Raw genomic sequence first — 21155 nt, forward strand, 5'->3', positions numbered from 1 at the left:
AGCGCGGGGTGGCTCAGCGCGTCGGGCGCGTCGGCTCGCTCGGGGGCCACTCGCCGTCGTCCGAGCCGTCGTCGGCTGCGAACAGCAGCTCGTGGAGCCGGACCTGGACCTCCTCGACGCGCGGGACGTCGGGCAGCGTCATGCCCGGCTTGGCGGTCGCGTCCGAGATGATGAGCGTCCCGCAGCCGAACATGCGGTCGACCAGGTCCTTCTCGTACGTGACGTCGTTGATGCGGTAGAGCGGGATGTCGCGGCCCGTGCGCGTGATGATGCCCGAGCGGGTCGAGAGGCGCTTGGTCGTCACGGTGTAGTTCGTGGTCAGCCACCGCAGGTGCGGCACCACGACCCAGACCACCGCCGCGACCGCGGCGACGCCGAGCGTGCCCCAGAGGACCACGGGGTGCTCGGGCGAGAACCAGAGGATGGCCGTCGCGGCGGCCACGATCAGGATCAGGACGAGGATCGGCAGGAACAGGGCCTTGGGGTGGGTCCGCAGCTCCATGACGACGGTCTCGCCCTCGGCGAGGTTCTTGTTGACGCTCATGGGGAGCATCGTGCCACTTCACGCCGTCGGCAGGTTCCAGCCCTCCATGGTGTGCAGGCCGTGCCCGTGGCCCAGCAGGCTCACGCTCGCCGTCCCGAGCTCGAACCGCGCCGCGGTCGCGGGGCCCAGCTCGAGCCACACGGCCGCGAGCACGCGCAGCAGGTGCCCGTGCGCGACGAGCAGCACGTCGCCGCCGTCGCGCAGCACCGGTTCGGCGCGCCGGACGACGGCCCGCGCACGCTCGGCGACGTCGTCGAGCGTCTCGCCGGGCCGTGCGCCCACCGTTCCCTGCCCGCCCGGGACGACGTGCACCCCGTCCCGGAAGATGAGCCAGTCGCGCCCGAGCTCGCGGCTCACGTCGTCGGCCGTGCGTCCCTCGACGGGGCCGTAGTCCCACTCGGCGAGGTTCGGGTCGGCGACCGCGTCGGGGAACCCGGCGAGCTCGGCCGTCCGCCGGGCGCGCAGGAGGGGGCTGCGCAGGGCGAGCGCGAACGTGCGCCCCGCGAGGAACGCCCCGGCGCCGCGGGCCTGATCTTCGCCGTGCGGGGTGAGGGGGATGTCGCTCGTCCCGGTGTGCTGCCCCGTCAGGCTCCACTCTGTCTCGCCGTGCCGCAGGAGCACGAGCTGGGGGTCGGGCATGAGGGCCTCCGGGCGGTCGGGACGTGGTCCTCAGAGCATCTCTCAGGCCCGACGGCGCAGCACCCGCAAGGCGGTCGCCGCGCCTCGGGCACGGTGCGGGGTGGGCGGGGGTGTGACGGAGTCGGGGGTCGTCGGATACCGGTCGGTACCTCTAGGCTCGACCGTCATGACTACCTACTCGATCCTGACGGTCACCGCTGCGCTGCGAGGCGAACCGTTCGAGGCCGAGAGCGACGAGGCGGCGCTCGACGTCGTCCGGTCACGCAAGCGCAGCGGGAACCTGCCGCTGACGTCCTTCACGCTCCAGACGTCCGACCAGCGCACCGTGGCGTCCTGGTCCGGGGCGCACGAGGTCGTCTGACCGGTCCGACCGACCGCCGCCGTCGGGCGGGAGCCGCGACACCGACCGGCTCAGGCGACGCCGTCGAGGCCCACGATCGACAGGAAGACCACGAGCGAGGCGAGCAGGACGACGGCGACGCCCACCGAGACGAGCAGGACGGTGCGGGGACGGACGGGCATGGTGCTCCTGCCGGGGTTGCTGGCGCACGGGCCGCGAGTGCCGCGCCGTGCGGCGCGGCCGGCAGCGGGTGCGGGGACCCGACCATCGTAGGCAGCCCCGGCACCGCCGCCGGCCGGGTCAGGCCCGGGCGCCCGCGAGCTCCTCGGCCTCGGCTGCGTCGCTCACCCGGCGTGCGAGCGTGCCGTCGCGCCACGTGAGGTACCCGCCGTCGAGGTTGCGCACGTCGTAGCCGAGCTGGCTCAGCAGGCGCGCGGCGGTGTGCCCGCGCTGCCCCACCTGGCAGTGCACGACGACGGGTGCCCCGGTCGGGATCTCGGCCGCGGCCCGTGCGCGCAGCTCGTCGAGCGGCACGTTGAGGGCAGGCAGCGTGCCCGTACCGGCACGGTCGTCACCGGGCTCGTCATCGCCTGCGCGGCCCGCGACCTCGACGGTCCCGCGCGCGTGCTCGCCCGGCGTGCGGACGTCGACCAGGGTCGCCCCCTGCGCGACGAGGTCGTCGAGCTCGTGCCACTGGACGCTGCGGGTCTCGCCCGCGCGCAGGTTGTCGGCGACGTAGCCGAGCATGTTGACGGGGTCCTTGGCCGAGCCGTACGCCGGGGCGTAGGCGAGCTCGAGGTCGGCCAGGTCGGAGGCGGTGAGGCCGCCCGCGATGGCCGTGGCGAGGACGTCGATGCGCTTGTCGACGCCGTCGCGCCCGACGCCCTGGGCGCCCAGGATCAGGTCGGTCTCGGGGTCGACCAGCAGCTTGAGGGCCATCTGGCTCGCCCCCGGGTAGTAGCCGGCGTGCTGGGCGGGGTGCGTGTGGATTGCGCGGTAGGGGCGGCCCTCGGCGCGCAGGCGCTTCTCGTTGCGTCCCACGGCCGCTGCCGTGAGGCCGAACACCCCGACGACGGCCGTGCCCACCGAGGCGCGCATGCCGGTGCGGCGACCGAGGATCACGTCGGCGACGTGGCGGCCGTGCCGGTTGGCGAGGTTCGCGAGCGGGACGAGCGTGGGCTCGTCGGTCTCGGCGAGCGCGTCGCGCTTGGTCGCTGCGTCACCCACCGCGAACACGTCGGGGACCGAGGTGCGCAGGTCCTCGTCGACCAGGATGCCTCCGCGGGGACCGACCCGCGCGCCCGCGAGGACCGCGAGCTCGATGTCGGGACGGACACCGATCGCGGCGACCACGAGGTCGGCAGGAACCTCGCCACGAGGCGCGCCGTCCGCGGACGCGAGCTCGGCCGTGTCGGGGCCGAGCGTGCTGACCTGGGTCGACGTGCGGACGTCGACGCCGTGGGCCTCGAGCTCCTGCCGGACACGGATCGCCATCTCGGGGTCGAGCGGGGCCAGGACCTGGTCGGAGAGCTCGACGAGCGTCACGGCCAGGCCGCGGTGGACGAGGTTCTCGGCGACCTCGACCCCGACGAACCCGCCGCCGATCACGACGGCCGAGCGAGCCGGGGCGCGGTGGGGCTCGGTCGGGGGCGCGGAGTCGCCGGACGGTTCGGCTGCGCCGGACAGCTCGTCGCCGGCTCCGAGGGCGCCGTCGCTCGAGCGGCCCTCGATCGCGGCGACGATCCGGTCGACGTCGGACACGTCGCGCAGCACGAGAGCGCGCTCCATGCCGGGCGCGGGCGGGACGATCGGGCGCGCGCCGGGGCTCAGGACGAGGCGGTCGTAGGTCTCGACGTGGTCCAGGCCCGTGGTCAGGTCGCGGACCGAGACGGTGCGGGCGGCGGCGTCGACCCCGGTCACGCGGTGGCGGACGCGGACGTCGATCCGGAAGCGGGCCGCGAGCGACTCGGGGGTCTGGAGGAGGAGCGCGTCGCGCTCCTCGATGACTCCGCCCGCGTAGTACGGCAGACCGCAGTTGGCGAACGAGACGTGCTCGCCGGCCTCGAGGACGACGATCTGGGCGTCCTCCGAGAGACGGCGCAGACGGGTGGCCGCGGACATGCCCGCCGCGACTCCTCCGACGATGACGATCTTCATGCTTTCCTCCTGGGGTTCGGGACGACTATACCCCGGGGGGTATATTAATCATCAACCCGATCAGGAGGATCACCATGTGCAGAGCTGTGACCTGCAAGAAGTGCGGCAAGACGACGTGGGCCGGCTGCGGCCAGCACGTCGACGACGTCATGCGGGGCGTCCCGCGCAAGGACCGGTGCGAGGGGCACGCGGCCGAGCCGTCCCAGGGCGCGCCCCAGGGCTCGTTCCTCGCGAGGCTGTTCGGGTCGAACAGGTCGTGACCGAGCCCCTCGTCGATGCGGCGACGGCACCCGGACGGCACCTGCCCGGCGTGAGCGCCGACGCGACCGCAGGGCCGGTCGCGGTGCAGGTCCGGCGGCAGGTGTGGGGGAGGCGCCGGCTCGTGGTCGGCGCCGCCCTCGCGCCCGGCCTGCTCTGGCTGCTCGTGCAGGCGGGCGGCGGATGGACGCCCGCGGCCATGCCCGGGTGGGTCGCCCTGCTCGCGGTGGTCGCCGTCGTCGGTGGCCTCACGCTCGCGAGCTACGTCCCGGCCCGGGGCGAGTCATGGCGGGATACCCTCGGGTGCTCGCCGTGCGCGGCCGTCTCGGGAGGCACCGTCCTCGCGGCGGCGTTCCTGGTGGGCCAGGCGCCGCACCAGGTCGGGATGGCGCTGCCCGCGCTGGCTGTTGTCCTGTTCGGGCTGGTGCAGCGCACGAGCAGCACGCGCGACGCGTGCGTGCGATGAGAGGAAGAGTCATGGAGCTCGACAAGGACGAGATGAAGAAGGTCTCGAACCGGCTCAAGCGCGCCCAGGGGCAGCTCGCCGCGGTCGTGCGGATGGTCGACGAGGGCGGCGACTGCGCCGACCTCGTGATGCAGCTCTCCGCGGTGTCCAAGGCGCTCGACCGCGCAGGGTTCGCGATCATCGCGTCGGGCATGAAGCAGTGCCTCACGGACGACGAGAACGGCCCGGCCGACGTCCAGAAGCTCGAGAAGCTCTTCCTGTCGCTGACCTAGTGCGAGGGCATCTCGAGGCAGCCGCCGTCGGCGATCGGGCCGCCTGACTCCAGTGCGAGCACGCCCGGCCGGACGTCTCCGAACACGCACCCGCCCGGGACGCTCACGCCGATCCCGAAAGCCGTCGTGCCGTCTCCCCAGACGTCCGTGTCGCCCGTGGTCTGGACCGTGGTGAAGCCCGCAGCGGTCAGGGCGTCGACGACGTCCTGCGAGCGGAACGTCCCACCGGACCCGGTGAGCGCGGCCAGCGCCGCCTCGACCGCCGGGACCGAGCGTGCCGCGAGAGCCGCGTCCTCCGGGGTGGAGCTCCGCTGCCGGTACGCGTCGTTCGAGCGCATGAGCGCTTCGGGGTCGTACGGCAGGCAGCCGGCCGGCGTGTCGTCGTCGGTCGCCGGGCAGGCCCCGGTCGGTGACGGCGAGACGGTCGGGTGGGCCGCTCCCGCGGGCTGGTTCGCCGAGCGATCGGCCCAGGTGTCGAGCTGCAGCGCGACCGCGCCCAGCACGAGGACGGCCCCGAGCATGCCGACCGCCAGGATCGTGACCAGGCTCCCGAGCACCCAGCGTCCTGCGCTCACGAGGCCACGACGAGGCGGGTGATCGCGGCGACCGCCTCGTCGTCCCAGGTCGCCCCCGGAGAGTCCGTGCGGGTCATGACGACGAGTGTCGTCGGCTCGACACCGGGCCGCCACAGGACGCCCGCGTCGTTGACGACGCCGTAGCCTCCCGCGCCGGTCTTGTCCGCGAGCTCGTAGGTGCCGTCGAGGCCGGCGCGGAACCGCTTGCCGGACGTGGTGCTCCGCAGCATCCAGTCCCCGAGCCGTGCCGCGGTCAGGGCGCCGGCCCCGCGCTCGAGCAGGAGCGCGCCGTAGATGCGCGCGACGTCGTCCGGCGTTGAGGTGTCGCGGTCGTCTCCCGGCGTCGCCTCGTTGAGCTCCGGCTCGATCCGGTCGAGGCGAGTCGCGCGCGCGCCGAGCGAGGCGGCGAGGCTCGTGACGGCCGTCGGGCCGCCGATCTCCCGCAGCACGAGGTTGCCCGCGGTGTTGTCGCTGAAGCGGAGCGCGGCGTCGGCGAGCTGCGCGGGGGTCATGCGCCACGTCGTCGTCGCGGACGTCACGGGGGAGTTCTCGACGAGGTCCTCCGGGCCGAAAGCGATCTCGTGCGACCAGTACGCGTCGTCGTAGGCCCTGTCCGCGAGCAGCGCCCCCACGGCGATCGGCTTGAACAGCGAGCACATCGGGAAGCGCTCGGCCGCGCGGTAGCCGTAGTCCGCCCGGCCGCCGCCACGCACGCTCACCCCGACCGTGAGCGACCGCGACCGTTCGAGGTCGCGCAGGGCCTCGTCGAGCCCGGGTCGTCCGGCGGTCGACGGTGATCCGGAGGTCGGGGAGGCGACCGCCGGGTCCGCGCCGTGCGGAGAGCAGGCGGCCGTGAGCCCCGCAGCGGCGAGCAGGGTGAGGACGGATCGGCGGGAGACCGGTGGGGCGGTCGTGTCTCGAGGAGTCATGCCACGAGTCTCGGAGCGGCGATCGATGCAGACAAAGCACGAAATGCCCCCATCGATGCAAGAGTGGCATCCATGGGTCGATCACTCGATGTCCTGGCAGCGTGCGAGGCGTTCGTCGCCGTCGCCGACCGGGAGAGCTTCACGGCCGGCGCCCTGGCCGCGGGCATCAGCCAGTCCGTGGCGAGCCGACGCATCGGTGCCCTCGAGGCCCATCTGGGCGGGCTGCTGTTCGACCGGACGTCGCGGCGGGTCGCACTCACCGCGCTCGGCCGCGGGGTCCTGCCCAGCGCCGCCCGCCTCGTCGGTGCGTCCGCCGACCTGGTCGACGACGCCAGACGCTCTCGTGCGCGCCCGCTGAGCGTGGGCGTCCCTCCCTCGGTACCAGCGCTCGTGCTGGCAGAGCTGTGCGCGGCCGGTGCTGCCGGGCGGCTCCCGCTGGCCCCCGTCGCGGGGAACCCGGCCGAACGCGCCGAGGCTTTCCGTTCCGGGCGTACCTCGCTCTTCCTCGAGAACGTCCCCTCGGACCGGGCGCGCTGGACCGCACGGCTCGGGGTCGGCTCCCACCCGGACGACGACGCGACGGGGACGTTCCACCTGTCCGAGCTGCGCCCCTCGCGCCGACGGCCGACCGGAGCGCTGCGCCGGCTCTGGCTCCAGCCCGAGGACGACGTGCCCCACGTCCGCGACCGGATGGAGCGGGTCCGGGACGAGGCGGGGCTCGCTCCCGTCCAGGTCCGCGTCGCGGAGTCGACCGTGCGAGCGCTGTCCGAGATCCTCGTGTCCGACGACCTGGTCCTCTGCACACGGCCCGAGGCCTCGACCTACGAGCTGCGGTGGCGTCCCCTCGGCGACCAGCAGCTCGTGCGGGCGTACGCCGTCGGCGCGGCCGACGAGAGCCTCGCGGCGCGGTTCGTCGCACTCTGCTCGTCTGCCGTCGTGACCGTGCTCGGGGCCGACGACGCGAGCGACAGTGCGACGCAGACCGGGCTGGAGCGCGTCCGTGGGTGACGGGTCGGTGGTCGGGGAGGCCGTCCGGGTGCTCGACGCAGCGGGCCTCCGGGCCTCGGTCCTCGTGCAGGATCTCGGGACGGGCAGGGAGCTCGCAATCGAGCCGGACGTGCCCTACCCGCTCGCCTCGGTCGTCAAGCTCCCCCTCCTGGTCGCGGTCCTCGAGCGGGCAGCGGCGGGGACGGTCGACCTGTCGGCGGTGGTCACGCTCGGCAGCTCCGAGCGGACGCCGGGGCCGACCGGGCTCTCGCAGTTCGCCCATCCCGCGAGCGTTGCCGTCGAGGACCTGCTGTACCTCGCGACCTGCCTGAGCGACGACACCGCGGCCGATGCTCTGTTCGCGCTGTGCCCACCGGGCGAGGTCAACGCCACGCTGCGCGCGCTCGGGATCACGGACGTGACGCTGCGGCACCCCATCCACGAGCTCCACCGCACCCTCGCGAGCCGCCTCGGCCCGGACGAGCTGCATCTCGCGCTCTCCCTGGCCATCCGTTCGACGACCGAGGGACGGGGGCACCTCGTCCCGCAGCTCGACGTCACGCAGGCGAACGCGGGCACGGCCCGGGGGCTCGTCCGGCTGCTGCGGGAGGTGTGGACCGGACAGCGGCTCGACCGGGCGACGGTCGAGAGGACCCGTGCGCTCCTGGCCAGGAACGTCTTGCGGAACCGGCTCGCACCGGACCTGGAGAGCGATGCGTCGACCTGGTCGTCGAAGACCGGGACGTTCCTGCACCTGCGGCACGAGGTCGGGGTCGTCGAGCACCACGACGGCTCGACGTTCGCGATCGCCGTGCTGAGCGAGTCCACCGTGCCCGCACGGATCCAGCCGGCGGCCGAGCAGGCCCTCGGGTTCGCCGCCCGCGCGCTCCACGACGAGCTGCGATCGCGACGCTGAGCGGCCCCCCGCAGGCGGACCACCCGGGCCCCGGGGGATGATCGCGGAGGAGAGCAGGACGCCCGGGGCGCGCGGCGCCGTCGGGCACGAGCGAACCCCGACCCCGCACCCAGGAGCCACGCATGAGCGACGACGCGACCTACGGCAGCCCCGCCTTCGACTGGTCCGTGCTGACCGTCCCGACCCCGCTCGCCATGGTGCGCGGCCAGCTCGGCTTCTCGTGGCTCGAGGTCCTGGGACGGCTCGTGACCCTCGAGCAGGAGGAGTTCGAGTGGGAGCCCGGGCCCGACGCGCTGCGCGTCGTGCGGCGCGGCGACGAGCGCACGCCCCGCACTCTCGGGGTCGGTGAGTGGGTCATGGAGTGGCCCGAGGGCTCCGACTCGCCCCAGCCGCGGACCATCGCCTGGCTCGTCGCGCACCTCACCGAGGCGTTCTTCGAGCGGTGGGAGTGGACGTTCGGTGACCGGATCGCCCGGCGGGACGCCGTCGCATTCTCGGGCGAGGTGGATCCCGCGATCACGGGCCTGACGCGCTGGGTGGACCTGTGGCGCGACGGCGTCGACTCGCTCCCCGAGGACCAGGTCTTCACGGTCGGGCTCGGCCAGGCGACCGAGATCGACGCGCAGGCGCCGTTCGGCCACCTCGTGCTCCACATGAACCGCGAGCTCATCCACCACGGCGCCGAGATCATGGTGCTGCAGGACCTCTACCGGGCGCGGCACGCGGGCTGAGCCGGTCGGCTTGCTGCCCGGCTGCCCGGCTGCCCGGGCACCGCCGACGCCGACCGGCTCGGACTGCGCCGAGGCGTCCGTCGGCAGGATCACACCGTCCCAGGGAATCCCCAGGACGTCCCGGTCGTTGAAACCGGTCATGAGCGAAAAGGTGAAGGTCGACATCTGGTCCGACGTGGCGTGCCCCTGGTGCTACGTCGGCAAGCGCCGCTTCGAGACGGCGCTGGCCGGGTTCTCGGGCCGCGACGACGCCCCCGAGGTGGAGATCGAGTACCACTCGTTCGAGCTCGCACCGGACACCCCGGTCGACTTCGAGGGCACCGAGGTCGACTTCCTGGCCAAGCACAAGGGCATGCCCGCGGGCCAGGTCGAGCAGATGCTCGGGCAGATGACGGCCGTCGCTGCGGCGGAGGGCCTCGCGTACGACTTCGACGCTCTCCAGCACACCAAGACCCTCAAGGCGCACGAGCTGCTGCACTTCGCGAAGTCCCGCGGCAAGCAGGTCGAGATGAAGGAGCGCCTCCTCAAGGCGTACTTCGAGCAGGGTCGCCACGTCGGTCGTGTCGACGACCTGGCGGAGCTCGCCGCAGAGGTCGGCCTGGACGCCGACGAGGTCCGCGCGGCTCTCGAGAACGGTGACTTCGAGGACGCCGTCGAGCAGGACATCGCGCAGGCTCGCGCCTACGGCATCAGCGGCGTCCCGTTCTTCGTGTTCAACGGAAAGTACGGGGTCTCGGGCGCGCAGGACCCGGCCGTCTTCACGCAGGTCCTCGACCAGGTCGTCGCGGACGCCGCGGAGTCCGTGGCCTGATCGTCCGCTCCGTCCTCCTCGGGACGCACCCACCTACCACGTGGAATGCGACCGAGATCACAGGAGGAGCGGTAGCAAATGCGACCGAGTATCAGCCAGACTGTCGGGAAACCCGCAGCGTCGCTGGTCCTCGGTGGCAGTGCATCCGTCCTCCCCTCGAGACGATGCCCGCCCACCCGCCACGAGCATCGCAGCACGTGACTTCAGGAGATCCCATGACTGACACCATCCAGGACAGCCCTTTCCACTCGATCGCGAACCCGCGTCGCACGACCCTCATGACGGTCTCGGCCGCCGAGGCCGCCGCGCCGTTCACGATGATCGGCAACGACGACGCCGCGGTGTGCGTCGACGGGGTGTGCGCTCTCCCGGAGTGACCCCCGCCCGCCGAGCACGAGGTTCCGTGCGCTCGAGAACGGGGTTGTGGTCGTCCTGAGGCTCAGATCGACCGCAACCCCGTTCTCGGCAGGGCCGTCGACGTTCTCGGCACGGCCGTCGACGGGACGCAGGTTCAGCCCCGGTGGTGGCGCCCCATCGGCACGAGGGTCGGCGTCCCCGTGATCGGGTCGGGCACGACGAGCGAGTCCAGGCCGAACACCTCGCGCACCATCCGGGCGTCGACGACGTCGCCCGGCGCGCCCTCGGCGTGGACGCGGCCGTCGCGCATCGCGACCAGGCGGTCGGAGTAGCGGCACGCCATGTCGAGGTCGTGCAGCACCATGACCACAGTGGTCCCACGCGACTCGTTGAGGTCCACGAGCAGGTCCAGCACATCGATCTGGTGCGCGATGTCGAGGAACGTCGTCGGCTCGTCGAGCAGCAGCAGGTCGGTGCGCTGCGCGAGCGCCATCGCGATCCACACGCGCTGCCGCTGCCCGCCCGAGAGCTCGTCGACGGACCGCTCGGCCAGGTCGAGCGTGCCGGTCGAGGCGAGCGCGTCGGCCACGGCCTCGTCGTCGCCCGCGGTCCAGCGCCGGAACCAGCCCTGGTGGGGGTAGCGGCCGCGGCCCACGAGGTCGGCGACCGTGATGCCGTCGGGGGCCACGGGGCTCTGCGGCAGCAGGCCCAGCGTGGTCGCGACCTGCTTGGTGGGCAGCGTGCGGATGTCCTCGCCGTCGAGCAGGACGGCCCCGCCCACAGGCTTGAGCAGGCGTGCGAGGCCGCGGAGCAGCGTCGACTTGCCGCACCCGTTGGAGCCGACGATCGACGTGATCTTCCCGGCTGCGACCGTGAGGCTCAGGTCCTCGACGACGCGTCGCTCGTCGTACGCGAGCGACACGTGGTCGGCTGCGAGCGTGTGCGTCCCGGCGGTCCGCGCGTCGGCACGGTGCCCGACGGCGTCGCTCGCCCCGGGCGCGCCCCCGGTGGTCTCGGGGTGGTCGGTCATTCTCAGCCTCCGCGTCCGGAACGGTTGGTGCGCACGAGCAGCCACAGCAGGTAGGGGGCGCCGACGATCCCCGTGACGACGCCCACGGGCAGCGTCACGTCGGGGATCGCGAACTGTGCGACGAGGTCGGAGCCCAGCACCAGCAGGGCCCCCACGAGCGCCGCGGGCACGAGCGCGAGCCGGCCGTCGCCCAGGGTGCGGCGGGCGATGGGGGCCGCGACGAGCGCGACGAACGCGACGGGGCCCACGACCGCGACGGCCGAGCCCGCGAGCCCCACGGCCACGAGGATCAGCAGGAGCCGGGAGCGCTCGACCCGGATCCCGAGCGCCGCCGCGGCGTCGTCGCCCAGCTCGAGCGAGCGCAGCCGCGGGGCCAGGATGGCCGTGAGCGGCACGAGCACCGCGAAGCAGATCAGCAGGGGGTTGAGCGTCGACCAGTCGGAGCGCGCGAGCGAGCCCGTGATCCACACGAGCGCGGCCTGCGCGTCGCGCACGTCGCTCGTCGTGAGGACCCACGAGACCACGCTCATGCACAGGGCCGCGACGCCGATCCCGATCAGGACGAGCCGGTACCCGGCCACGCCGCCGCGCCACGCAAGCAGGTAGATCGCGACGGCCGCGACGAGCGACCCGGCGAGCACGAGCCCCGTGAGCGCGAGCCCGCTGATCCCCAGGACCACGACGCCCAGGACGCCCGCAGCGCTCGCGCTCTGCGTGATCCCGATGATGTCAGGGCTCGCGAGCGGGTTGCGCACGATCGACTGGAACAGCGCGCCCGACAGCCCGAGCGCGGCCCCCACGACCAGCGCCGTGAGGAGGCGGGGCAGACGCAGCTCGACGACCACGAACTGCGTGAGGACGTCGGCACGGCCCAGGACCGTGTCGAGGATGCCGGACAGCGGGACGGCCGCGTCACCCAGCGTCAGCCCGACCGCCGCGAGCGCCACGAGCGCGACCGACAGGCCGGTGACCAGGCGCGTCTCGCGCACCCGCCCGCGGTGACGCGAGGCCCGGGCGACGTCGACGCCCTGGTGATCGGCGCCGTCGGGCACGCCGTGCGGCACGGTGACCGGGGCGCTCACAGCGACACCGTCTTCCCGCGCCGGACCAGCGCGATGAACAGGGGAGCCCCCACGACGGCCGTGACCACACCGACCTGGAGCTCGCCCGGCCGGGCCACGACGCGGCCGATCACGTCGCACCCGATGAGCAGCACGGGCGCCGCGACGGCCGCGTAGGGCAGCACCCACCGGTAGTCCAGGCCGACGACGTAGCGCGCCACGTGCGGGACGACGAGCCCCACGAACGCCACGGGGCCGACGGCCGCGGTCGCGGCCCCGCACAGCAGGACGATCGCGATGCCCGCGACCACGCGCGTGCGGTTCACGTCCTGGCCGAGACCGCGCGCGACGTCGTCGCCCAGGGCCAGGCCGTTGAGCGATCGCCCGAGCGCGAGGGCCATGACGAGGCCCACGACGACGAACGGCAGCACCTGCCACACGACGGTCGAGCCGCGGGCCGCGAGCGAGCCGACCTGCCAGAAGCGCATGAGGTCGAGCGCCGCGCGGTCGACCAGGAGGACCGCGGTCACGACCGACGTCAGCGCCGCCGTCACGGCCGCTCCGGCGAGCGCGAGCTTGACGGGTGTCGCACCCTCGCGCCCGACGCTCGCGACGCCGTAGACCACGGCCGCCGCGACCGCCGCGCCGGCGAACGCGAACCACACGTAGCCGCCGACCTGCGAGACGCCGAAGAACGAGATCGCGCCGACCACGAAGAGCGAGGCCCCCGCGCTGATGCCGAGCAGGCCCGGGTCGGCGAGCGGGTTGCGCGTCAGGCCCTGCATCAGGGTGCCCGCGGCGCCGAGCGCAGCCCCCGCGACCAGGCCCACGAGCGTGCGGGGCACGCGCTTCTCGACCACCACGAGGTGGTCGGGGTTGGTCGGGTCGTAGCTCGTGAGGGCGTCCACGACGACGCTCAGGGGCAGCGCGTTGGCCCCGACCGCGAGGCTCAGCGCGCACACCGCGACCAGCGCGACGAGCAAGGTGGCGAGTCCGATGACGAGACGCCGACGACGGGCCGGGCGACGAGAGGTCGCCCGGCCCGTGCCGGCGTCTGTGCTGTGGGTCGTGCTCATGGGTGGTGCGAGACTACGACACCTTCTCGGCGGCGGCCGCGAGCTGCGGCACGTACTGGTCGAGCATCCACGGGATCGAGAGCGCGGTGGGGGCGCTCGACGCCATGACGAACGACTCGCCGACGATCGGGGCGAAGCGGCCCTCGGCCACGGTGGGCATCGCGGCGATGACCGGGTCGGCCACGAACGTGTCGACGTCGGCCTGCGTCGCGAAGTACATGATGAGGACGTCGGCGTCGATCTTGGAGACGTTCTCGTAGCTCAGCGGGTACCAGAAGGTGCCGGCGGTCGGGTCGGCGTCGAGCTCCTCGACGCTCGGGGAGAGCGTCATGCCCAGGTCCTCGACGACCTGCACGCGCGGGTCCTCGGCGCGGTAGACGTTGAGCTGGTCGGCCGTGTTGGCCGCCGCGTACAGGAACGACTTGCCCTCGATGACCGGGAACTCGGCGGCCTGGGCCGCGATGCCGGCGTTCGTCTCCTCGATCAGCGCGTCGGCCTCGTCGGACAGGCCCAGGGCGTCACCGACGATGTCGAGCTGGTCCTGCCAGGACAGCGCCCACGGCTGGTCCGGGTAGGCGACGACGGGCGCGATCTTGGAGAGCTTGTCGAACTCCTCCTGCGTGATGCCCGAGTAGGGGGCCAGGATGACGTCGGGCTCGGCCGCGACGACCTCCTCGAACGGCACCTCGCTCGTGTCGCCGCCCGAGAGCAGGGTCGGCGTCTCGGCGCCCATCTCGTCGAGCTTCTCGGCGACCCAGGGGAGCACGCCGTCCTCGTTGCCGCCGTACTTGTAGGCGGGCATGGCGACGGGCACGACGCCCAGTGCCAGGACGGCGTCCTGCGTCGACCAGCCCCACGTCACGACGCGCTCGGGCTTGGACTCGATGACGGCCTCGCCGAGCGCGCTGTCGATCGTGACGGGGAAGGCACCCTCGGACGCGGCGGCGTCGGTGGCGGGCGTCGAGGCGGCGTCGGTCGACCCGCCCGAGCAGGCGCCGAGCGCGAAGGCGGTGGCGACGGTCGCGGCGACCAGTGCCGCGGGCCGGAGCCGTCGAGAGATGGTGCGAGACATGATGCTCCTCGGTCGATGCTGCGCGGGGAAAGATGGTGCTAGAGGTAAGGCTAACCTCATCGGCTGGGAGCGTCGGGTGGTGGGGCGCAGCGAAAGCCGTGGGATCGTTCACAACACTGTGTCATCTCCCGGCCGGGAGGTGTCGGGGAGCGGCCGGACTGGGGGCGGGTGCCGGTGCCGCTGCCGAGGAGAGGTGCCGAGCACGAGGTTGCGGTCGCAATGACGGCCATAGCGACCGCAACCTCGTGCTCGACCGCACGGAACCTCGTGCTCAGTTCCCCCGGTGGTCCTGGATCGACAGCCTCGGCCCTCGCCGCGGCGCGTGCCCCAGCCCCGACACCTCGAGCAGCCGCACGACGCGGTACCGGTGCGGTGCGAAGGGGGCGAGCAGCCGCAGCATCCCGGCGTCGTCGGTCCGTTCGCCGGTCAGCGCCCACCCGACGGCCTTGGCCAGGTGGAAGTCCCCGACCGACACCGCGTCCGCGTCGCCGAGCGCCCGCTGCGCGACCTCGGCGGCCGTCCACACCCCGACCCCGGGCACGAGCTGCAACCGCGCCTGCGCGGCAGCGGGCTCCATCGCGGCGCACTCCTCGAGCCGGCGCGCGACGCGCGCGCACTCGACCACGGTCCGTGCCCGCCGCGGGTCGACGCCGGCCTGGTGCCACTCCCACGTGGGGATCGTGGCCCAGGTCCGGGGGTCGGGGACCACACGCATCCCGTCGGGGGCGGGCCCTGGCGCGGGCGTCCCGAACCGCGTGACCAGCCGGCGCCACGCGTGGTGCGCGGTCACGGTCTGCACCTTCTGCTCGAGGACCGCGGGCACCAGGGCCTCGAGCACCCGCCCGGTGCGGGGGACGCGCAGCCCGGGGTGCCGGCGGTGCGCGTCCGCGAGGCGGGCGGGAGGCGCGAAGGAGGCTGCGTCGTCGGGCTCCCCGAGGAGCGACGGGAGCGACGCCGCGAGCTCACCGGAACCGGGCCCCCACACCTGCCCGACGACGTCACGCACCCCCGCCTGCACCAGGCGGTAGGTCACGGGTCCGGTCGGGAAGAGGCTCGTGCGCCAGAGACCGGCCTGCGGGCCGCTCGGCACCAGGCGGAACGTGGGGTCGTAGGGGCCGCGGGAGAGCTTCGCGAGGGTCGACCGCAGGTCGAGCGGGCGCTCGGAGTGCAGGGCGAGGGGGAGCGGGTCGGGGGAGCCGTCGACCGCCCGTGCCCCGGGGAGCGCCGGTGCGGAGAGCGGAGACGCGGTCATCGTCCCAGTGTCGCAGGACGGGCTGCCGAGCACGAGGTTGCGGTCGCGGACGACCCCAGAACGAACGCAACCTCGTGCTCGGCACCCGACGTCAGCCGACGAGCTGTGCCGTCAGGCCTGCCCTGTCGATCTGCATCCAGTACTCGACGATCAGCCCGTTCCTCGGCAGCTCGCGAGGTCAGTCGAAGAGCGTCGACTCGGTCCAGGCCTCTGCGGCGGCCCGGCTCGCGGCCGTGGCCCCGACCTTGGCGGCCGGACGGCCCGCAGCGGCGGGCCGCTTGGCGGGTGCGACCGCGAGGTCGTCCGTGCCGGCGAGCGTGGCCCGCTCCTCGCCGCGCCCGGCGGCCCAGTCCTGCGCCGCGAGACCCGCGAGCTGGTCGGCCCGCTCGTTGAAGTGGTTGCCGACGTGCCCGCGCACCCACCGGAAGCGCACCGGCCCGGGGCGGGCCTGGATCGCGGCCTCGATGCCCTGCACGAGCTCGAGGTTCTTCACGGGGCTGCCGCCGGCCGTCCGCCACCCCTTGCGCTTCCAGCCCTCGAGCCACTCCGACGCGCACTTGATGGCGTACTGGGAGTCGGACTCGATGAGGAGCGGTTCGGTGCCGGGGTGTGCGCGCACCGCTTCCAGCAGAGCCTGGAGCTCTGCGACCTGGTTCGTCCCGCTGGCTGCGCCACCGGAGTCGAAGGTTCCGTCGTGGTTGATCCACGCCCAACCGATCGCTCCACCCGGGTTGACCAGGCACGAGCCGTCGGTGCTGACAGTGATCACTTGTGCGTCCTCGCTCATCGGAGTCGGAAGTCCGTCGCGCCCATTGTCCCCGACTTTCGGGGGCGCCGGGACCGCCGTCTGCCTGGTGCGTGCCCGACGGCGGAGCGCACCCGTGCGCGTTCGGCGCGCTCCGTCGTCGGGCACCCGGGTGACACCGGGACCGGGGTGACGGACGCCTCGGACGAGCCGCGACCGCGGTGGCCGCACGAGGCGCGGACAGCACGGCGCCCCCGCCCCCACCGGTGACCGGGGGAGCGAGGGCGACGTGTGATCAGGCCGTGGTCAGCTGACGCCGAGCAGGTCGATCACGAAGACGAGCGTCTTGCCGGACAGGCGGTGGCCACCGCCTGCCGGGCCGTACGCGAGCTCCGGGGGGCAGACGAGCTTGCGGCGCCCGCCGACCTTCATCCCCGGGATGCCCTGCTGCCAGCCCGCGATGAGGCTGCGGAGCGGGAAGTTGATGGACTGGCCACGGCTCCAGGACGAGTCGAACTCCTCGCCGGAGTCGTACTCGACGCCCAGGTAGTGGACGTTGACGGTCGAGCCGGGCTGCGCCTCGGCGCCGTCGCCGACGATCAGGTCGACGACCTCGAGCTCGGTGGGGGCCGGGCCCTCGGGGGCGTCGACCTCAGGACGGGTGCGTTCGGTGTTCTCGGACATGTTCCGATCCAACCACGGGTCGCCCCCGCAGCGGCTGTCGGAACTCCCGCGAACCGCAGAACCGTGCGGAAAAGTTGGGGATCCCGAAACCCACGGAGGCCCTTTTCTTGCCATGATGAACGCATGACTCCCCCCGCTGCCCCGACCTCCGGCGTGCCCGCGCACGCCGGCGAGGCCCGCCGTCGGACCCCTCAGGAGATCCGTCGCTGGCGCCAGTACCTGGCCGACGAGCGCGCCGAGGCCGCGTCCTACCGCGACCTCGCGTCCCGCCGCACGGGCGAGGAGAAGGAGATCCTGCTCGCGCTCGCGGACGCCGAGAAGCGCCACGAGGACCACTGGCTCGCGCTGCTCGGCGACGACGTGGGCAAGCCCCTGCGCGGCGACTGGCGCACCCGGTCGCTCGGGCTGTTCGCGCGCCGGTTCGGCGGGGTGTTCGTGCTGGCTCTCGCGCAGCGGGCCGAGGCCCGCTCGACGTACGAGTCGGACGTCGACGCGACCGCCGCGATGGCGGCCGACGAACGCATCCACGAGGAGGTCGTGCGAGGGCTCGCGACGCGCGGGCGCATGCGCATGTCGGGGACGTTCCGCGCCGCGGTGTTCGGCGCGAACGACGGACTGGTGTCCAACCTCGCGCTGATCCTGGGGATCGGGGCGTCGGGCGCGTCGAACGAGACCGTGCTGCTCACGGGCCTCGCGGGGCTGCTCGCCGGCGCGCTGTCGATGGGTGCGGGCGAGTACGTGTCGGTGCGTTCGCAGCGCGAGCTGCTCGACGCGTCGACGCCCAGCCCGCTGGCCTCGGCCGCGCTGCCGCACCTCGACGTCGACGCCAACGAGCTCGCACTCGTCTACCGGGCCCGTGGCCTGACGCCCGACGAGGCCGAGAAGCACGCGGGCGAGGTGCTGTCGACGTACACCGCGGCGACCGTGATCGCGCCTGCCGCCGAGGTCGACGAGTTCGAGACGCACGGCTCGGCGATGGGGGCGGCCGTGTCGTCGTTCCTCTTCTTCGCGTCGGGCGCGCTCATCCCGGTGCTGCCGTACCTGTTCGGCCTCGAGGGTGGGGTCGCGGTGCTCGTCGGGAGCGCCCTCGTGGGGTTGGCGCTGCTCGGCACGGGAGCCACGGTCGGGCTGCTGTCGGGCGCGTCGCCGGTCAAGCGTGCGCTGCGCCAGATCGCGATCGGGTTCGGCGCGGCCGCCGCGACGTACGCGCTGGGGCTGGCCTTCGGGACCACGGTCGGGTAGTCGGGGTGCTCGGGGTGCTCGGGTGAAGAGCCGGCGGTCGGCGTGCGGAGTGCCGCGGCCTCTCCTACGGTGAGAACTCGTACGACCGTTCCACGACGAGGATGCCGATGCCCAGGTCTGCCGCAGCTCTCCCCGTGCGCTCTCGCGCACGGCGCTGGCTCGTGCGCGGACTGGTTGCCGGCGTCGGCGCCGGGGTCGGGACGCTCGTGGCGATCGGGACCGCGGGCTCGGCCGCTGCGGCCGACGACCCGCTCGGCCTCGGTGGGCTCCTCGCCCCCGTGACGGGCACGGTCCAGCAGGTCGTCGAGCCGATCGTCACCCCCGTCGTGCAGGACGTCGTCAAGCCCGTGCTCGACCCGGTCGTGCAGCAGGTCGTGGCTCCTGTGGCGAAGCCGGTCGCGCCGGTCGTCGAGGCGGTCGCCGCCCCGGTGGCTCCTGTGGTCAAACCCGTGACCGACGTCGTCGCCCCCGTCACAGGAGGCGTCGCCCAGGTCGTGGCACCGGTCGCGAAGCCCGTGGTGGATGCCGTCGCCCCGGTGGTCACGCCCGTGCTCGACACGGTTGCCCCGGTGACCGCACCGGTCGCCGACTCGCTGGCCCCGGTGGTCACGCCGATCGTCGAGCCGCTCGCTCCCGTCCTGACCCCGGTGCTCGACCCGCTGGCCCCCGTGGTCGACGTGCTCGACCCGGTCCTCGGGTCGGTGCTGGATCCTCTGGCTCCGGTCGTGGACCCGATCCTTCCGGGGACGGGTCCCGGGACGGTTCCGGGCGGGGGCGACGAGGAGGCCCCCGGCGGGACAGCTCCCGGGAAGGGGGTCGACGACGTCGGTGCCGTTCCGGACGGGGCACCTCGCCCGGCTCCTGACGTGGTACCCGGACCGGACGGGGGAGCGACGGTCCCTGACGTGGCGTCACCGGTGCTCGGGGCGGAAGCGCTCGCGGCCACGGCGCCCAGCCGGCTCGGTGACGAGGCGCCGCTCGGCTCGCTCGCGTCGGCCTCGGACACCTCCTCGGCCGTGCTGACCAGCCCGGTCCGCCAACCCCTGGGGAGCCCTCTGTCCGCGCCCGGAGGCGTCGAGTCCGCTGCCCCGTCGGGCGGTTCCAGCACCGTGTCGCCTCGTGGTGGCTCCGGTGGTGACTCGGCCCTGGGGGCTGCCTCCCCGTTCTTCGCGCCCTCGGCGCTCTGGGCCCTGCCCGACGCCGAGGCGCGAGCGGCCCATACCTCCACGTTCTTCGAGGTCCCCGTCTCCCCTGCATGACCTGGCCACGTCGCGCCCGTGTGCGCGGCACGAGCCATCCGGCGCAGCCCCTTCGCGGCGCGCCGTCCACGTCATGCAAGGAGAAACGATCATGCACACCTACGTTCGTCGTGCGCTGCAGACAGCGCTCGTCACAGGCGGCCTGCTGGCCGTCGGGGCCGTCTCGGCCCAGGCCTCCGAGGGCGACCTCCTCGGCAACCTCGGACTCGACCTCGGGGTCGACGTCCCGCTCAGCCAGGTCGTCGGGGTCCTTCCCGACGTCACGGTCGACGTCCCGGTGAACGTGCCGGTCAACGTCTCGTCCGTCGCCGTGGGCGTCCTCGGGGACGCTGCGGTGAGCTCGCCGGCCCCGGCCCCGGCCCCGGCCCCCGCTCCTGCTCCGGCACCTGCTCCCGTTCCGGCCCCGGCTCCCGCACCGGCACCGGCACAGGCGCCTGGGTCGGTGATCGACCCCGCGGACGTCGACATCGACGTGCCCGTCACGATCCCGGCGGACGTCTCGTCCGTCGCCGTGGGCGTCCTGGGGGACGCTGCGGTGAGCTCGCCCGCTCCGGCCCCGGCACCCGCTCCGGCCCCGGCGCCCGTTCCGGTGCCGGCACCTGGGGCGGTCACCGACCCTGCGGACATCGACATCGACGTGCCGGTCACGATCCCGGTGAACGTCTCGGGCATCGCCGCAGGGGTCCTGGGGGATGCGACCGTCTCGTCGTCCACCCCGGTCCCGTCGTCCGCGCCAGCCCCCGCTGAAGGCCTGCCTGCGGACGGCATCTCGGTCGACGTTCCCGTGACCGTCCCGGTCACCGTGACCGACGTCGCGGCGGGGGTTCTCGGGGACGGGACGGTCGGTGCTGGTGCTGGTGCTGGTGCCGGCACGGCTACTGGCGCCGGAGGCGTCACGGGGATCCAGGACGGCCTGCTCGGCGGGTTGGCCAGCGACGGCCTGCTCGGGGGACTTCTCGGTGAGGACGGGCTCGTGGCCGAGCTGCTCGGCGGCGACGGCAGCGGACTGCTCACCGGCGTCGTGGGCGGAGGTGCCGACGGTGGCCTGCTGGGCGGGGTCGTCGGTGAGGACGGGCTCCTCGGGGGTGACGGTCTGCTGGGGGCGCTGCCCGATGTCAGCGTGAGCCTGCCGATCACCGTCCCGGTGGACGTGTCCTGCCTCGGCGTCGGCCTCCTGGGCAACGCCACGGTCGGGTGCCCCGCTGCGGCAGACGTCGACCCGACGGACCCGACCGGCCCTGTCGACCCGACGGACCCGACGGACCCGACCGGCCCTGTCGACCCGACGGGCCCTGTCGACCCGACCACGCCCACCACCACAACCGACCCTGCCGGTTCGACGGACACGGTCCAGACGGTGAGCCGTCAGGTCGTGACGGGATCCGGAACGGTCGCCGCGGCCTCGGTCACGGCGGCGATGCCTGGATCGCTCGCGACGACCGGTGGGGACTACGGGCTGCTGGTGTTCGCCGGCATCCTCGTCCTCCTCGGCCAGGCGGTCCGCCTCCTGGTGCGTCGACGCGTGCCGGCGCGTGGAGCCGGGGTCCGCTCCGCGGACTGAGGTGATCCCGGCGCGCTGACGCTCGGGTGAACCGAAGGGCCGGGCCGTCCGATCCGTCGGACGGCCCGGCCTCGAGCGCGCCTGCCCGACCCTGACTCGGTCTCTTCTGCCGGGTGGGGGACCGGGGAGTGTTTTCTGTGGAGCCACCACAATTGTGGTGGCTCCACAGAAAACACATGCTGGTCCGGGTA

Annotated in this window: 24 protein-coding genes; 12 read left to right on the forward strand and 12 right to left on the reverse strand. The window is 73.6% G+C overall.

Translation table 11 applies throughout. The annotated features are described in order from the left end of the window. Nucleotides 1–13: 13 nt before the first annotated feature. A complete protein-coding gene (locus ACFWGN_RS17255) occupies nt 14–544 on the reverse strand; it encodes a PH domain-containing protein (RefSeq protein ID WP_377618547.1) in 531 nt (176 codons plus the stop codon). Nucleotides 545–562: 18 nt separating this feature from the next. Continuing rightward, the gene (locus tag ACFWGN_RS17260) at nt 563–1183 is read right to left on the reverse strand and encodes a histidine phosphatase family protein (RefSeq protein ID WP_377618549.1); all 621 of its coding nucleotides are present in this window, start codon (nt 1181–1183) and stop codon (nt 563–565) included. A gap of 166 nt (nt 1184–1349) precedes the next feature. Here ACFWGN_RS17260 and ACFWGN_RS17265 point away from each other — a divergent pair, with 166 nt between their 5' ends. Beyond that, on the forward strand, nt 1350–1544 hold the full coding sequence (locus tag ACFWGN_RS17265) for a hypothetical protein (protein ID WP_056652938.1): 195 nt from the start codon (nt 1350–1352) through the stop codon (nt 1542–1544). Nucleotides 1545–1823: 279 nt separating this feature from the next. On the opposite strand, the gene ACFWGN_RS17270 is transcribed toward ACFWGN_RS17265, so the two are convergent. Next, a complete protein-coding gene (locus ACFWGN_RS17270; protein WP_377618551.1) occupies nt 1824–3680 on the reverse strand; it encodes an FAD-dependent oxidoreductase in 1857 nt (618 codons plus the stop codon). 74 nt (nt 3681–3754) lie between these two features. Between ACFWGN_RS17270 and ACFWGN_RS17275 the strand changes: the two genes are divergently transcribed. From ACFWGN_RS17275 to ACFWGN_RS17285, 3 genes are read left to right on the forward strand one after another with little or no spacing between them, the layout of a single operon-like run. Next, nucleotides 3755–3940 (forward strand): hypothetical protein, encoded by a 186-nt coding sequence (locus tag ACFWGN_RS17275; protein WP_191804225.1) that lies wholly within the window; start codon nt 3755–3757, stop codon nt 3938–3940. After that, nucleotides 3937–4404 (forward strand): hypothetical protein, encoded by a 468-nt coding sequence (locus ACFWGN_RS17280; protein WP_191804223.1) that lies wholly within the window; start codon nt 3937–3939, stop codon nt 4402–4404. The genes ACFWGN_RS17275 and ACFWGN_RS17280 overlap by 4 nt, the downstream gene beginning before the upstream one ends. A gap of 11 nt (nt 4405–4415) precedes the next feature. After that, on the forward strand, nt 4416–4676 hold the full coding sequence (locus tag ACFWGN_RS17285) for a metal-sensitive transcriptional regulator (RefSeq protein WP_056652920.1): 261 nt from the start codon (nt 4416–4418) through the stop codon (nt 4674–4676). Here the strand turns inward: ACFWGN_RS17285 and ACFWGN_RS17290 are convergent. Further along, nucleotides 4673–5251 (reverse strand): DUF6993 domain-containing protein, encoded by a 579-nt coding sequence (locus tag ACFWGN_RS17290; protein ID WP_377618553.1) that lies wholly within the window; start codon nt 5249–5251, stop codon nt 4673–4675. The genes ACFWGN_RS17285 and ACFWGN_RS17290 overlap by 4 nt on opposite strands. Next, a complete protein-coding gene (gene bla, locus ACFWGN_RS17295) occupies nt 5248–6180 on the reverse strand; it encodes a class A beta-lactamase (protein ID WP_377618554.1) in 933 nt (310 codons plus the stop codon). The genes ACFWGN_RS17290 and bla overlap by 4 nt, the downstream gene beginning before the upstream one ends. Nucleotides 6181–6252: 72 nt before the next feature. Between bla and ACFWGN_RS17300 the strand changes: the two genes are divergently transcribed. From ACFWGN_RS17300 to ACFWGN_RS17320, 5 genes are all read left to right on the forward strand, one after another. Further along, the gene (locus ACFWGN_RS17300; RefSeq protein ID WP_377618556.1) at nt 6253–7188 is read left to right on the forward strand and encodes a LysR family transcriptional regulator; all 936 of its coding nucleotides are present in this window, start codon (nt 6253–6255) and stop codon (nt 7186–7188) included. After that, on the forward strand, nt 7181–8083 hold the full coding sequence (locus tag ACFWGN_RS17305) for a serine hydrolase (RefSeq protein ID WP_377618559.1): 903 nt from the start codon (nt 7181–7183) through the stop codon (nt 8081–8083). Before ACFWGN_RS17300 ends, ACFWGN_RS17305 begins: the two co-directional genes overlap by 8 nt. 122 nt (nt 8084–8205) lie before the next feature. Then, a complete protein-coding gene (locus tag ACFWGN_RS17310; RefSeq protein WP_225220413.1) occupies nt 8206–8814 on the forward strand; it encodes a DinB family protein in 609 nt (202 codons plus the stop codon). Nucleotides 8815–8953: 139 nt separating this feature from the next. Continuing rightward, nucleotides 8954–9625: a DsbA family protein gene (locus ACFWGN_RS17315; RefSeq protein ID WP_377618561.1), complete on the forward strand. Its 672-nt coding sequence runs from the start codon at nt 8954–8956 to the stop codon at nt 9623–9625. 215 nt (nt 9626–9840) lie between these two features. After that, nucleotides 9841–10002: a hypothetical protein gene (locus ACFWGN_RS17320; RefSeq protein WP_377618563.1), complete on the forward strand. Its 162-nt coding sequence runs from the start codon at nt 9841–9843 to the stop codon at nt 10000–10002. 134 nt (nt 10003–10136) lie between these two features. On the opposite strand, the gene ACFWGN_RS17325 is transcribed toward ACFWGN_RS17320, so the two are convergent. The 7 genes from ACFWGN_RS17325 to ACFWGN_RS17355 all read right to left on the reverse strand — a co-directional run bounded on the left by ACFWGN_RS17325 (nt 10137) and on the right by ACFWGN_RS17355 (nt 16902). Next, nucleotides 10137–11012: an ABC transporter ATP-binding protein gene (locus tag ACFWGN_RS17325; protein ID WP_377618565.1), complete on the reverse strand. Its 876-nt coding sequence runs from the start codon at nt 11010–11012 to the stop codon at nt 10137–10139. A gap of 2 nt (nt 11013–11014) precedes the next feature. Beyond that, the gene (locus ACFWGN_RS17330; RefSeq protein ID WP_377618567.1) at nt 11015–12094 is read right to left on the reverse strand and encodes a FecCD family ABC transporter permease; all 1080 of its coding nucleotides are present in this window, start codon (nt 12092–12094) and stop codon (nt 11015–11017) included. Next, entirely contained in the window at nt 12091–13149 is a 1059-nt protein-coding gene (locus tag ACFWGN_RS17335) for a FecCD family ABC transporter permease (protein WP_377618569.1), read from the reverse strand. The genes ACFWGN_RS17330 and ACFWGN_RS17335 overlap by 4 nt, the downstream gene beginning before the upstream one ends. 13 nt (nt 13150–13162) lie before the next feature. Further along, nucleotides 13163–14221 (reverse strand): iron-siderophore ABC transporter substrate-binding protein, encoded by a 1059-nt coding sequence (locus ACFWGN_RS17340; RefSeq protein ID WP_377618570.1) that lies wholly within the window; start codon nt 14219–14221, stop codon nt 13163–13165. A gap of 271 nt (nt 14222–14492) precedes the next feature. Continuing rightward, the gene (locus tag ACFWGN_RS17345) at nt 14493–15473 is read right to left on the reverse strand and encodes a DNA-3-methyladenine glycosylase family protein (RefSeq protein ID WP_377618572.1); all 981 of its coding nucleotides are present in this window, start codon (nt 15471–15473) and stop codon (nt 14493–14495) included. A gap of 178 nt (nt 15474–15651) precedes the next feature. Beyond that, entirely contained in the window at nt 15652–16242 is a 591-nt protein-coding gene (locus tag ACFWGN_RS17350; protein ID WP_377618573.1) for a ribonuclease H, read from the reverse strand. A 282-nt stretch (nt 16243–16524) separates the two neighbouring features. Next, a complete protein-coding gene (locus ACFWGN_RS17355; RefSeq protein ID WP_056652896.1) occupies nt 16525–16902 on the reverse strand; it encodes an FKBP-type peptidyl-prolyl cis-trans isomerase in 378 nt (125 codons plus the stop codon). A gap of 123 nt (nt 16903–17025) precedes the next feature. Between ACFWGN_RS17355 and ACFWGN_RS17360 the strand changes: the two genes are divergently transcribed. The 3 genes from ACFWGN_RS17360 to ACFWGN_RS17370 all read left to right on the forward strand — a co-directional run bounded on the left by ACFWGN_RS17360 (nt 17026) and on the right by ACFWGN_RS17370 (nt 20964). After that, on the forward strand, nt 17026–18144 hold the full coding sequence (locus ACFWGN_RS17360; RefSeq protein ID WP_377618575.1) for a VIT1/CCC1 family protein: 1119 nt from the start codon (nt 17026–17028) through the stop codon (nt 18142–18144). Between the two features lie 107 nt (nt 18145–18251). Next, nucleotides 18252–19403, forward strand: a complete 1152-nt coding sequence (locus tag ACFWGN_RS17365) for a hypothetical protein (protein WP_377618577.1) — start codon at nt 18252–18254, stop codon at nt 19401–19403. A gap of 91 nt (nt 19404–19494) precedes the next feature. Then, nucleotides 19495–20964 (forward strand): hypothetical protein, encoded by a 1470-nt coding sequence (locus tag ACFWGN_RS17370; RefSeq protein WP_377618579.1) that lies wholly within the window; start codon nt 19495–19497, stop codon nt 20962–20964. Nucleotides 20965–21155: the final 191 nt, after the last annotated feature.

It is taken from the genome of Oerskovia sp. NPDC060338 (genome assembly GCF_042726295.1).
Taxonomy (GTDB): Bacteria; Actinomycetota; Actinomycetes; order Actinomycetales; family Cellulomonadaceae; genus Oerskovia; species Oerskovia merdavium.

Bases quoted from the DNA above. Each gene is read 5' to 3' on its own strand.
- ACFWGN_RS17355 (WP_056652896.1), bottom strand. From the start codon at position 16,902: ATGTCCGAGAACACCGAACGCACCCGTCCTGAGGTCGACGCCCCCGAG.
- ACFWGN_RS17320 (WP_377618563.1), top strand. From the start codon at position 9,841: ATGACTGACACCATCCAGGACAGCCCTTTCCACTCGATCGCGAACCCG.
- ACFWGN_RS17340 (WP_377618570.1), bottom strand. From the start codon at position 14,221: ATGTCTCGCACCATCTCTCGACGGCTCCGGCCCGCGGCACTGGTCGCC.
- bla (WP_377618554.1), bottom strand. From the start codon at position 6,180: ATGACTCCTCGAGACACGACCGCCCCACCGGTCTCCCGCCGATCCGTC.
- ACFWGN_RS17310 (WP_225220413.1), top strand. From the start codon at position 8,206: ATGAGCGACGACGCGACCTACGGCAGCCCCGCCTTCGACTGGTCCGTG.
- ACFWGN_RS17315 (WP_377618561.1), top strand. From the start codon at position 8,954: ATGAGCGAAAAGGTGAAGGTCGACATCTGGTCCGACGTGGCGTGCCCC.
- ACFWGN_RS17255 (WP_377618547.1), bottom strand. From the start codon at position 544: ATGAGCGTCAACAAGAACCTCGCCGAGGGCGAGACCGTCGTCATGGAG.
- ACFWGN_RS17325 (WP_377618565.1), bottom strand. From the start codon at position 11,012: ATGACCGACCACCCCGAGACCACCGGGGGCGCGCCCGGGGCGAGCGAC.
- ACFWGN_RS17300 (WP_377618556.1), top strand. From the start codon at position 6,253: ATGGGTCGATCACTCGATGTCCTGGCAGCGTGCGAGGCGTTCGTCGCC.
- ACFWGN_RS17365 (WP_377618577.1), top strand. From the start codon at position 18,252: ATGCCCAGGTCTGCCGCAGCTCTCCCCGTGCGCTCTCGCGCACGGCGC.
- ACFWGN_RS17265 (WP_056652938.1), top strand. From the start codon at position 1,350: ATGACTACCTACTCGATCCTGACGGTCACCGCTGCGCTGCGAGGCGAA.
- ACFWGN_RS17360 (WP_377618575.1), top strand. From the start codon at position 17,026: ATGACTCCCCCCGCTGCCCCGACCTCCGGCGTGCCCGCGCACGCCGGC.
- ACFWGN_RS17275 (WP_191804225.1), top strand. From the start codon at position 3,755: ATGTGCAGAGCTGTGACCTGCAAGAAGTGCGGCAAGACGACGTGGGCC.
- ACFWGN_RS17345 (WP_377618572.1), bottom strand. From the start codon at position 15,473: ATGACCGCGTCTCCGCTCTCCGCACCGGCGCTCCCCGGGGCACGGGCG.
- ACFWGN_RS17270 (WP_377618551.1), bottom strand. From the start codon at position 3,680: ATGAAGATCGTCATCGTCGGAGGAGTCGCGGCGGGCATGTCCGCGGCC.
- ACFWGN_RS17335 (WP_377618569.1), bottom strand. From the start codon at position 13,149: ATGAGCACGACCCACAGCACAGACGCCGGCACGGGCCGGGCGACCTCT.
- ACFWGN_RS17260 (WP_377618549.1), bottom strand. From the start codon at position 1,183: ATGCCCGACCCCCAGCTCGTGCTCCTGCGGCACGGCGAGACAGAGTGG.
- ACFWGN_RS17370 (WP_377618579.1), top strand. From the start codon at position 19,495: ATGCACACCTACGTTCGTCGTGCGCTGCAGACAGCGCTCGTCACAGGC.
- ACFWGN_RS17285 (WP_056652920.1), top strand. From the start codon at position 4,416: ATGGAGCTCGACAAGGACGAGATGAAGAAGGTCTCGAACCGGCTCAAG.